The organism is Okeania sp. SIO1H4, from assembly GCF_010672695.1.
Classification (GTDB): domain Bacteria; phylum Cyanobacteriota; class Cyanobacteriia; order Cyanobacteriales; family Microcoleaceae; genus Okeania; species Okeania hirsuta.
Genome location: NZ_JAAHGB010000006.1, coordinates 732,664 through 744,659 on the forward strand (window position 1 = coordinate 732,664; position 11,996 = coordinate 744,659).

8 protein-coding genes are annotated in these 11,996 nt (G+C 35.5%); 1 reads left to right on the forward strand and 7 read right to left on the reverse strand.

Annotated features, from left to right (window positions below; all coding sequences use genetic code 11):
* Positions 1-69: 69 nt before the first annotated feature.
* From F6K06_RS07385 to F6K06_RS07405, 5 genes are all read right to left on the reverse strand, one after another.
* Positions 70-2,685 (reverse strand): dynamin family protein, encoded by a 2,616-nt coding sequence (locus F6K06_RS07385; RefSeq protein WP_287238865.1) that lies wholly within the window; start codon positions 2,683-2,685, stop codon positions 70-72.
* Positions 2,686-3,289: 604 nt separating this feature from the next.
* Positions 3,290-4,360 carry an ABC transporter substrate-binding protein gene (locus tag F6K06_RS07390; protein ID WP_287308816.1) on the reverse strand — a complete coding sequence of 357 codons (1,071 nt, stop codon included), beginning with the start codon at positions 4,358-4,360 and terminating at the stop codon, positions 3,290-3,292.
* A 96-nt stretch (positions 4,361-4,456) separates the two neighbouring features.
* Positions 4,457-7,864, reverse strand: coding sequence for a TonB-dependent receptor domain-containing protein (locus tag F6K06_RS07395; RefSeq protein ID WP_287238870.1), 3,408 nt, complete (start codon positions 7,862-7,864; stop codon positions 4,457-4,459).
* Between the two features lie 165 nt (positions 7,865-8,029).
* Complete coding sequence (locus F6K06_RS07400) at positions 8,030-8,713, reverse strand: calcium-binding protein (protein WP_287238872.1); 684 nt, start codon at positions 8,711-8,713, stop codon at positions 8,030-8,032.
* Positions 8,714-8,836: 123 nt separating this feature from the next.
* On the reverse strand, positions 8,837-10,180 hold the full coding sequence (locus F6K06_RS07405; RefSeq protein ID WP_287238875.1) for an MFS transporter: 1,344 nt from the start codon (positions 10,178-10,180) through the stop codon (positions 8,837-8,839).
* A gap of 511 nt (positions 10,181-10,691) precedes the next feature.
* Here F6K06_RS07405 and F6K06_RS07410 point away from each other — a divergent pair.
* Positions 10,692-11,270, forward strand: coding sequence for a hypothetical protein (locus F6K06_RS07410; protein ID WP_287238877.1), 579 nt, complete (start codon positions 10,692-10,694; stop codon positions 11,268-11,270).
* A 41-nt stretch (positions 11,271-11,311) separates the two neighbouring features.
* On the opposite strand, the gene F6K06_RS07415 is transcribed toward F6K06_RS07410, so the two are convergent.
* Both F6K06_RS07415 and F6K06_RS07420 read right to left on the reverse strand, forming a co-directional pair.
* Positions 11,312-11,509: a hypothetical protein gene (locus F6K06_RS07415; protein WP_287238880.1), complete on the reverse strand. Its 198-nt coding sequence runs from the start codon at positions 11,507-11,509 to the stop codon at positions 11,312-11,314.
* 7 nt (positions 11,510-11,516) lie between these two features.
* A complete protein-coding gene (locus F6K06_RS07420) occupies positions 11,517-11,834 on the reverse strand; it encodes a hypothetical protein (RefSeq protein ID WP_287238882.1) in 318 nt (105 codons plus the stop codon).
* Between the last annotated feature and the right edge of the window lie 162 nt (positions 11,835-11,996).

Below are 11,996 nucleotides of genomic sequence, written 5' to 3' on the forward strand. Positions count from 1 at the left end.
AATAATTTGAGCGATCGCCTTTTCTAGTAAATAAATTATTGAGGACTTTTCATTTCAGTCAATAGCAGTTTATTTACTCCCACTAATTTGAGTTAAGATTATTTCAAGTCGGCTTTGTATTTGTTTAAGTTGCTGTTGTTTAGTGGATATAAATACTTTTTCAACTTGTAGTTGTGACTGAGTTTCTTTGTGAGCTTTATCTTGTTGTTCCAGGATATTTTCGTAAAGCAAGATTGCCTGTTCAATTACCGTACTTACAGATTTAAACTGAGTATAGAAAACTTCAGCAATATTGTCACAAACCTTATCAAGTATTTCTTCAGAAGACTCCTGAAACTTTTGAAAACCCACATTATAAACTTGTTGTTTAATTTTCATATCTGCTTTTTCTTCATCACCACCAATACCAAAAAATGAGCTAATCAAAGCCACTGCTCCCCCAGCTATAATAATAGGCAAAATTCCCAATCCTGTAAACATAAATAATGCACCTGCCGTGAGACTACCTAATTGTAATCCTTCCCATAAAGCACCTCCATTATCATCATACTCTTCTAACTTAATTACAGAATTTATATCTAATCCATCTACTTTAATATTTTTAATTGCCAAATTAAATTGCTCATTCAAATTAGAATTTATTTGCTCATCAACCTCTTGTAAATTCATTCTAACAACCTCTAAGTTTTGACAAACTTCTTTACTTAAAATCTGTAAATTATTCACCACAATTTTCTTGACTTCTGTATTACCCCAATTTTCTAATTCTGTAGAAAGAGAACTTGTAAATCCTTCAGCATAATCTTTGATAACTTTTTCCTTATCCCAAAGAGGTGAATGTTCTGAATCCCATTCATTAATTTTTTCAGATAAGTGATCGCTCAATCCTTCTGTCCATTGAACCCATGCTTCAGCCACTTTTTTAATACTCTTATCTTTCAGTTTTTCAGTAGTTGATAAAATTTTCACATCCCCTTCACTAGCTTCCCCTATTTTTTCCAATATTTTCTGTTTTGCCTCTTCCGGCAAATACACCTGACCATCTAAAATTTTTTCTGCTTGTTCTAATCCTTTTATTGACTCAGAAATTAAACTATTCATCTTAGTTACAAACTGCTGAAATTCCACAACACCTCGCTCAATAGTCAGAAACTTTTCTATGGACTTTGTAAAATTATTAAAAGAGGTTAAATATTCATTTTCTTCACTCTCTAAAATTGCATCTAAAGCAGCTTGAGCAGAAATAAAATGTAAATGAATATCAGTAGAAATAATCGGTTTTTCACCAAATACAAAATTTTCTAATCGTTGCCTAATTTGCTGACGGCTTTTTTCACTCCTGACCAAATCTAGAAAATTCACCAACACAAATAAATTATCTGCAGGTAAATTAATTTGATTCCCATTTAACTGCAACTTTATACTTTGAATTAACTCTTGTTCCCCTTGAGTTAATGGTCGAGAAGCATTAGTTAAGAAAATCACTGCATCAGTATCTTCTAATAGTTTTTGAGTAATAGCTGTACGGTTAGGATTTTCATTTAAACCAGGAGAATCAATAATTTCTACCCCACTTTTACATAACTCTAAATCTGGATGTTCAAAAAATATTGATTCTATCTCTGAGTGTGCTAATTCTTGACTCATATCTCCTAAAGCTGCTGATTCTGAAATAGTAGATTTTTCCTGATATTCTGCTAAAGAAATTTCTATCTCATTACCATTTTTATCACGACAAATTACCCGCTTTTGTTCGCCATATTTTAAAACTGTAACTGTGCCACTGCAAGGAATTTCTCTGACTGGTTGAATTTCTTCTCCTAACAAAGCATTTAATAAGGTTGATTTACCTTGACTAAATTCTCCAACCACTGCAACTCGGAATTTTTGGGATTGTAATTTTTTTAATATTTTATTTACTTCAGATATTAAAGTATTGGGCAGTAAATCTCTCTCAGTTGATACTGTAACTATTTGATAAATTTCGGAGCAAAGATTATGCAATTGTTGTTTATATTTTTGAAACTCTTTTAATCTTTGATAAACAACAGTTTGTTGAGGCTGATTTTTTTTGTTTTGATTTTGATTGTAGTTGGGTAAGAGTGAATTTAGCATTTCACTAGCAGCTTTGACAAAAATATTATCTAACTGATGGAAACGTGCTGGATTGAGTAAATATGCCACTTCCTCCATTGCCTTATGGGCGAAATTTTCTTGATGAGTAAATCCTGCTTCTAATACCTGCAAATGTTTGGTTTTAATGCCTAACTTACGACTAATAATTTCCAAATATTTTTTTTCTCGTACATCAATATTTCCATCAGCAGCAGACATCTCATAACCAAAGCAAATTAATAACAATTTTTCTGGAGGAGACAGAGGATAAGTTAATGTCAAAATCGCCTCAATTTTTTTGTAAAGATGTTGCTTTGATACTCCTTTAATCATTAACTTAGTTAATTCCAAGATATTTCCTTTCGGCGGGATAAATTTATGGAGGGTAATTTTTAATCTTGCTCTTTCTTCCTCTGCTACTTTCCCATCTGCATAAATAACACCTATCAATATGATGACTAAATTTGCCAGAAACAATACTGGTGGATTAATATCTCTTTTGCTTAGTTTATTGCCAGTAATAATAGATAGTAACTTTACTGATTCGGTGCTAATTTTTGCAGTATCCATAGGTATATATATTTAATATTTTATTGAGATATTATTATTATACCTGAATCAAAGTTATTAGTGAGTAAAGATATTCGATTGGACTTTGGACAAAAAGTAACTAACAGTTAGCGTAATAATTACGCTAATCAAACAGGATAATACCGCTCTATCTCCAGTGAATTTAATCACTGAAAAAAGGCATTGAAGAAGGAGACAGGAGACNTCGCAAGACCTTGTGTGATTCCAAGTCAATAGAGATGCTTAAACATTCCATCCGACTATTAATTCACTATCTTAAGTTTTGGGATTTGCCCGTTCCCTCTAGATTCATCCCGCCCCTCAGCAACGCCCTTTTTTGACACTGCTTCTTAACAAGAAATAAAAATTATTCTCAATAATCAACAGATTTCAGAGCATAATTTTGCCCCAAACGGATTTTTTTTGCCTAGTTATAATAAAATCCGGTTGTGCGAGATTGCTTCCTATCGTTGCTTCGGACAATTATTCAACCAAATTGGATACCAATCCTAAAACTGAAATTTCTACCTTTTCCCTGTTCCCTAAAAAAATTATTAATTGTTAATTATTGAACTATGTTCCTACCCTATACACTTTAGTATTGCTATTCCGAAAACACATCTGGATAAATCTTAGGCATAGTTTGATCTAACAACAGACCTAAACCACGAGTTCCCAAACCCATAATTTTCGCTGGGTTAGCACCATAAACCCGCCCATTTTTCACTGCTGTTAACTCTTGCCACAAAGGACTATCTGAATAATTTGCAAATTCTCCATAATTATCAACATCATAAGAGGAGATAAAAATCACGTCCGGTTCCAATTTTGTAAGTCTTTCTAGGGAAAAAGAAACACCACCATGTATTTCAACTAAATTGCTATTGTACTCAGGTGACAAACAATTAGCAACTTGATTCAGGAACCGACAGTTGAGAGCTTTGTCTGTAAATATGGCTAAATTTCCTGCTGGACTATGTATCAACAGAAAGGTTTGATTTTGGGGTGATTTAGCTTTGTAAGTTGCTAACTTATCCAGAAATTTTTTTGCTGCTGCTTCAGCTTCAACATTCTTCCCTGTAAGTTGTCCAACAGTTTTCAGGTTAGCGATCGCCTCTGAATAAGTTTCGGGCATCGCTAGCATATAAAAAGGAATAACTCCTTTGAGTGCTTCCCTTGTTTTCTTGTGTATAGGAAGGCCAATGATTAAATCAGGTTTGAGTTGGACAATTTGCTCTAAATTTGACTCTAGCTCACCTATACTAGCAATTTGGGAAAATTTTTTACCCTGCTCTCCAAACATATGAGGTTCTTGAACCCAATCAGCCATAGTTTGTAAAATCCCCGCTGGTTCTATTCCTAGTTCAGCTAAAATATCTAGGCAGACAGGATCGAGGCACAAAATACGCTCTGGAATTTTGTCTAAAACAATCTCAGTATTGGTAGAGTCAGTTACAGTTATGGCTTCCTCTGTCACTGTTTCAGGACTTTGCTGTTCAGACGATGTAGAACTAGAATTTGTAGTTGGGGAAGCACAACTGATTAAAGTTACAAGCATTAAAAAACTTATAGTAAAGCGAAATATACTTACAGCAGATTTCACTTTGGTGAGATAAGCTATCGCGGGCAAGATGCCCGCACTGGGAATATTTAATTTGTTATGTCTGTGCTTCATACCTATTAACTACTGACTATTAACTACTGACTATTAACTACTGACTATTAACTACTGACTATTAACTACTGACTACTGACTACTGACTACCGACTACTAAAAATCCAGAAAATAACGAATACTAAGAGCTCTTCCGGGAGCTGCAAGATGCCTTTGTTCTTGAACGTCTGTAGAACGGAGTTGAGCAACAACAGGAAAATATTGACGGTTTAACAAGTTCTCAATACCTACCTCTAATCTGCCCAAACCAGTATCAAGAACGCTAATAAAATCTACTGTGGCATAACCTGCAATCCTAACTTGATCTACTCCATCATCAAAAGCGCGATCGCGATTAGTTACATATAATAGTTGTAAGCGATTTTTCCAACTACGCAAAGTTTGATTTTCTAAATAAAATGTTAACTTCATCGGTTGTGCTTCCAAGGTACTCAAAGGTTGCCAACTACGCTCTGTACCAGCAAAATCACCCTCACCTTCCATCCAAGTCAATGTGCCACCAAGACTCCAGGTATTAGCTGGTTGCCAATCAAGAGTAGCTTCTACTCCATAGTTTCGTTGAGGAGTCCTCACAAACTGTGTAGTAAGTACACCAGGTTCCAGAAATAAATTTTGTCCTTTATCAGCATGGTTATAATAACCTGCCACAGTAAACTGTACTGAGTTCCAAGTGCCACGCACCCCTATTTCATAATTATCTACCTTTTCCGGTTCCAATATTTCATCAATTCCCTGATCGACGTTTCCCGGGTCACTATTCCCCAGAAAACTCAAGCTAGGAATACTAAAGCCTTGAGAAAAGTTAGCAAATAAACTAATTGCTGATGAAGCCTTATAGAGAACACCAAAATTAAATGCTACATCTGAAGCATCACTTGAACCTCCTTCAAATTCATCCAAAGGATTTCCTGCCAAAACGTCAACGAAATTCTCAAATGGACTTGCTTGCCATCCGGTAACATTGGCATAGATTTTTTCATAACGGGCACCTCCGCTGAGTATTAATTTCTCATTGACATCCCAATTTCCTTCAGCAAAAATTCCTAAGCTATTTAACACAAAGCTAGGAGAAGTTCTGATACTCTCTGTGATATTTACTTCTCGCTCTTGATCAAACGCTACTGGATCGGCAAACAATTCCCTGTTGTCATTTCTTTCATTTGTATAGTCAAAACCCCACCTTACAGTTGCAGAATTATTAGCAATTGGTGTATTAATTTGAAATCTAGTGCCCACTTTGCTCTCAATTTGCCTACCTTGGGTAACTAGAGGAGCATCAGCGCCTACTTCTATACCTCCTAATATGAGTGATATAAGTTCTCTGTTATCACCCACTTTACTTGTAGAATCTGTTTGTTGAAAAAAGAATTGAGTATAAAGCTGAGAACCCCAAAAAATACTATCATCGTTATAAGTTGCACTAACATTATGATTTGTCGTTTCTGGTATTTCTTCATAATCAAGTTTACCCAATCTTAATTCTCTTGCCTTTTGGATACCAGGAATTGATACAACGGCAGGATCTGAAATATTTTCTGAAAATATCCGGTCATTATAAACATTATAACTAAATGCCAGCTTTTCATCTTCACCAATATCTATCCCCAGTTTTGTCAGAAAATTTAAGCTCCTCGCTCCATCTAAAACATTTGATGGAATTACATCCCCGTCAGCATCGTACAATCTATTATTCTGATTTAATGATGTCTGTAACCGCCAGTCAAATATTCCCTGATTTCCGGAAAAACTATAGCTAGAGTTGTAACCTATTCCATTTCCCGGAAATGCTTCATCACCTATAGAATCATTTATACCTACTCGTGTTTGTTGTTGAAGTTTAAATTCTGTAGGTTCGCGAGTGATAATATTAATAATTCCCCCACTTCCTCCAGTTCCATAGATAGAAGATGGCCCGCGAATTACTTCGATACGTTCAATGGCTGACGGATCTATAATATTAACTCGCGAGCCGCTCAAATTTGAATTTTGAACAACTCCATCAATTAAAATTAATGCGGGACGACCCCTCATATTTTGAGCGCGAGCCCCTCGTTCAACTTGATTAGGAGGCCCATAACCAGGAATTAGCCTACCGAGTACATCTGTCAAGCTATTGGTAGTGCTAACTGCCCCTTGACTTTCTATCTGTTCGCGATTGATGACTGTTGTACTACGGGGTATATCTTCTTGTTTTCTACCAGTACGAGTAGCACTAATTACTACTTCTATTTCATCAGTGACAGGATTTACACTTAGAGTTAGCCCTTCATCTGCAGAAACTATGGCTGCTGTTGGTAAGTCTGTTTCTCCTTCTATACTAACTCTAATACTATTACCATCTATTGTTCTGGCTGTAATATTAGTAATACCTTTGATGGGATTTTTAGCTGAAAATTCTTCTGTATCTGGAAGAGCTAGTACAGCATTGGGAATATTAGCAATTAGAGTATTTCCATCTACAGAACTCCTGAGTTGTAATTTTTCTCCATTGAGGGTTTCTAATACAATCTCTATACCTTCTTCTGTGGTGTTAACTTCAATATTCGTTACTTGGATTATTTGTTGAGCTATTCTGATATTTTCTGAAAAGTTAGTAATAACTATATCTGGTTGGTATAGTGCTGATGCGATAGTTAGAGGCTGTTGAATTTCATTAGTGCGAAATATTTTTGAGGATTGTTGGTTTAGCTTTTGTTCAATTTGATTATCCGGTTTTGCTACATTTTCTTCTCTAGTATTAGAGGATGTTTTAAGGGTTGATAAATTAAAATTTTCAGAGATTTTTTCTGTTTGATTTTGTGAAACTAATCCAGGTGTAATTTCTTCTAATTCTTGAAAACTTTTCTGACTTTTTCCCGGTTTTTTGTTGATATTTTTATTTGCCAGAGTTATAGGAATTTTTTCTTGTTCCTTGTGTAGATTTTCCCTAGTATTGGATTTAATTAGCTCAACTTCTAGCTTTTTTTTCAGCAGTTCGTGCCTACTAATTAATGTTCGTTTTTCTGATATGGGAGGCAATAATGTTAAAGAGTTTCCACTTGTAGGTAATTCCAGAGGATTTTCATTCTGTATATAAGTTATTAACTCTGATAATTTTAATGTATTGATTTGAGGGATTTTATTGTCTGTACTACTTACAGATATATTGATAAATCTTCCAGTAAATTTTTTCTGATGTTTTTTTGTTAATAATTTTTGTTCTAATATGGGTGTTAAGGGTGATATCTGATTTGTCAAAAGCGGGAATTTTTGATAACCTCCTTTTTGAGGTAGATTATCCAGTAGTATTGAAATGTTATCCACATTATTAATGTAGATTCCCTGCTCTGAATTATTAATAGAATTATATAGATTGTTAGCTTGGTTCTCTAATAGAATTAACTGATTTGAAAGGGGAAGTACCTTTGACTGTGCTGGTGTTGCTACTAGGAATGATAAAGCTAAACCTAATCCAATTTCCTTTAATCTTGATTCATCCTTCACTTTTGATTTAATTAAATCCATTTTTTTCGTAAAACTACATAAAATTCCTTGAATTTACCAGAAAAGCACCCTTATCACTAGATATCAATTTAAGTCTTTTCTAAGATTTTGCCATGACTAAAGTAACTGTAAAATTCCGGCTATTTTTAATCTTTAATTGAGACTAGAGTCGAGTATTTTCCTATCTTAGAATTCAATTAAACTACTCCTAATATCTGCTTCCGTTGTCAGGAATACTTGAGCTATAGCTTGTCCACTTGGTGTCAACAGCTCAAAATTTGCTACTTCTGGTGGGGCTACATTAAATAAGTCTTGAGGGATTTGTGTATTCTGTAGTATTTCTTGTAGAGAGAGTCCTGGAGGAAATACTGCAAAGAAAACATCTCTGTTTGGAGTAGGTATCTCCTGTATAACTATCTCATCTGGTCTTAAACCACCTAAAAGTGCTAACCTATCCCCCTCTGCAGCATCAAAATCTAGAAGTAGGTCTGGTCCGTCACCTGTATCATCGGCGAATAATCCAAATGTATCAGCACCTTCATTCCCTATAAGCCCATCTGCACCTCTGTCACCAAGTAATAGGTCATCTCCAGGACCGCCAACTACCAGATCCCGATCTTTGCCCCCTCTCAATGTGTCGTTCCCAGCACCTCCAATAATGAAATCTTGTTCATTATTACCATTCACTTCGTCATCACCTCCCTCTAGGAATGCTTGGTCGTTACCTTTGCCTAAGAACATGACCTCATTACTACTTGAACCAGTGAGAATATCATCTCCTCTCAAACCAAAGATACTAAAACCAGGTAGCAATTCTCCAGGTGAAAAAGTACGGCTATCAGGGCTGTCTGTTAATAGGATATCCACCATATTTCTATTCTCCTTACTTTTTTTACATTGTTTTTCGACAAAAAACTAAGTTCTAATGATAACTACATTCAGATAAGAATTTTGCCTCAAACGGATTTTTTTTTGCCATTTATGGAATTAATCTCACTTTCTACTGGATTCATCATGGTCTGATAAATTAATTTCCACATTTCGTAGTGGATGAAAAGTATATCCCAAAATAGTGATTATGATGCTAAAACAACTAATAATTGCTATTTGAAGCGCCATACCTGCACCTGCACCAGTACCAAACACACCACCAAATATCCCAGCTAAGTAACCATCCGTTTTCATTGCTGGTTCAAATATGTAGTCAGCTAACACACCACTAACTGCTATACCTAATGGAACAGTTATTTGAGTTGCCAGATAGCGGGCTGCAAACACTTTTCCTTGGACTGAAGGCTCTACTTTAGATAACCAAATTGCTTGATTGAAGCTACCAGGCAATGGAATAAAAAAGCCAGCTGAAAATGCTGCTGGTATCCACATTGAAGAACTTCGTCCTAATGCCAATAGTATTTTGGTTAATTCCCCCAGTCCAGTGCTAACTAAGAGACCATTAATCCTTAACTTTGGACCTCCCCAAAGAGTTAGAACTGTAGCACCTACTGATGCACCTACTCCGAAAGCCATTTGTATGCTGCCAAGCACTACTGTGTTAGTATTACTGCGGGCTAAAAACATGGGACCTAAAAGTGCTGGTCCCGAAGATTGGGCGAGAAAGTTAGAAATTAGCAGAAAGATCATCAGAGCTAACAGCCCCTTTCTCTGAAAGATATAACGGAAGCCAAATATTAACTCCTGCCAATGCCAATTTTTACTACGAGAGTTTTCTACTTCAGAAGTCTTAGGTTGAGGAATATGTAAGAACCACAGAATACTAACAGCTATGATAAAAGTCGTAATATCAATAGTAAGGATTCCTGTCAAACCAATTAAAGGGTAAAGAACCCCTGCACAAGCAGGACTTAAAACCAAAGAGATGCCATACTTAATTGACATCATTGCCGAACCTCTGGCATAATGCTTCTTTGGCACAATCGTAGACATAGAAGCAGAAAAAGCCAGATTTTGCAAATAACCAAATAATCCGTTAATAACTCTCGTCAAGTATATATGCCAGATTTCTAAGTTATTGCTTAGAAATAGTAATAGGATAGCAATTGTGGAAAATCCTGCTATTATATCGCCAACAATCATAATTTGTTTACGATTCCACCGATCTACTAAGACTCCAGCAAAAGATGATGCGATTAATGTGGGTAGATGAGAAAATAAGAAGATTAAAGATAAAGGTGTTGCTTTACCAGTTAATTCCCAAGCCCAGATTGCGATCGCAAAATTTGTCATTTCTGAACCAATGGCAGATACAAATTGCCCCCCCCAAATTGTTAGGAAAGTACCGAGACTACTAGGTGTTTTTTTTGACTCTGTGGTGGTCATGTATTTATTTACTATTTTGTTTATACATTGAGATATAGTGCAACGTGCAACTCAGAAGTAATCTATGCACTGAATTTTTCCAGCGGAAATGATCGGCAAACAACATTTAGCAATGTCCGTTCCCTTTGCTTCGACTGCGTATATATCTGAAAAAAAACTATTGAAAGAAAGAGATAAGAAGCAACTTCAAGTCAGAAATCAAATAAACTCTGATAAAAATTTAGCTTTTTCTTTAAGTAATTACTATTCCTACTGACTACTCACTCCTAAATTAACTATACCGATACTACCTGAGTTGATATAAGTATTCAACCAGACATAATTACGACTTACATAGTATAACGTATTTCCGTCCGAAACGACCCATAGGGTTTGCGGAGCAGTCCGGAACGGAAAGCAATCTCAAACGCTACTTTTTCGTGCCTCGTTCGTAAGTCCTGATAATATTAAACGGATTTGATATCTATGAGCTATAAGTAGAGATATAACCAAATTAGCTTACTGTTTCGATATGAATAACAAATTTTTGCTCGCTATTATCTCCTTATATTTTGGCCTTAGTTGTACCTATCCAGCAATGGCCTTCAATAATGTTACTAACATCAAAACTGAACAAAAAAGCTTAGACGAAAATCAAATTATATTAGCCGATCGCAAAGATAAATATCGCATTCGAGCGCGTCAAAAGGAAGATGAGTACCGACAAAGAAAAAGGCATGAACTCCATGAAAGAATCGACCGGAGGATTAAACATGAGATGGATAAACCTCATAACCGAAGTCTTCCCAAAGCAGAAAAAGAAAGAATTATTCAAGAAGCTCACGACGATCTAGACCGCAGACTTGACCGCAGATGGAATACTTTAGAAAATTATCGAGAACGAAAAAGACGCGACAGATACCACCGAGATTATGATTATGGGCGAAGACGTGACAGATACGATCGCGATTATGATTATGGGCGAAGACGTGACAGATACGATCGCGATTATGATTTTTATAAGAGAAATTGCGACTATTATGGCAATTGTAACTACTTTGAAAATCGCCCTAGAAACATTAGACTAAAGTACTATCCCAACCGTGATTAAAAGTCTAAAAAAAATTGAATTATTGTCAGCATTTCCTATTGTTAATTACTGAACATCATCTTTAGATTTACTCCAAAAACTCTTTGCCCTAAGACCACAACTTTCCCTGTCCAATATTCTTGCATCTGGTCAAAAGTCTTAAGCTGTTGGCCATAGAGTGGGTTGCCAATAGTTACTATTTGTGCTATTGCATCAACTTGCAAGAGTACGACTGTGTGTTGAATATATCCGCCATTCACTGGTTCGTTAACGTTGGCGATCGCTATGAATAGGTAATTCCAGACCTAGTAAAAAACCTACGCTAAACCATCCTAGACCCAAGACAAAATCATTAGTATATTCTCCAATGTATAACAAAATAATTTGGGGAAACAATTTTAGATTAGCTTTGGCACTTAGTAAAAATGTGATGATAACTGTAGCTAGGAATATTAATATTATATAAGTTAATCTTTGATGATTTACTAAGGCATTTTCTGCTGTTATTCCTCTATCTGCTAACTTCTTACCTAAATATAATCCTAGTATTATTGAAACCAAGCAAATTAAAGCAATTACAATCATTTTTTTGAGATTTTATGGGAAAATACATTAGGCATCTCCAGAAACTAAGTTTTAGCAATTGAATTGCAAAGGTTTGAGGTTAATTTTGGAGAAGTATATTAATTTAAGATATGGTATCATTTCTGCTTGAATACTTACTCTTTGCTCGAAGGAATGATTGGC

Coding starts and splice junctions, on each gene's coding strand:
- F6K06_RS07385 (WP_287238865.1), bottom strand. CDS start 2,685: ATGGATACTGCAAAAATTAGCACCGAATCAGTAAAGTTACTATCTATT.
- F6K06_RS07390 (WP_287308816.1), bottom strand. CDS start 4,360: ATGAAGCACAGACATAACAAATTAAATATTCCCAGTGCGGGCATCTTG.
- F6K06_RS07395 (WP_287238870.1), bottom strand. CDS start 7,864: ATGGATTTAATTAAATCAAAAGTGAAGGATGAATCAAGATTAAAGGAA.
- F6K06_RS07400 (WP_287238872.1), bottom strand. CDS start 8,713: ATGGTGGATATCCTATTAACAGACAGCCCTGATAGCCGTACTTTTTCA.
- F6K06_RS07405 (WP_287238875.1), bottom strand. CDS start 10,180: ATGACCACCACAGAGTCAAAAAAAACACCTAGTAGTCTCGGTACTTTC.
- F6K06_RS07410 (WP_287238877.1), top strand. CDS start 10,692: ATGAATAACAAATTTTTGCTCGCTATTATCTCCTTATATTTTGGCCTT.
- F6K06_RS07420 (WP_287238882.1), bottom strand. CDS start 11,834: ATGATTGTAATTGCTTTAATTTGCTTGGTTTCAATAATACTAGGATTA.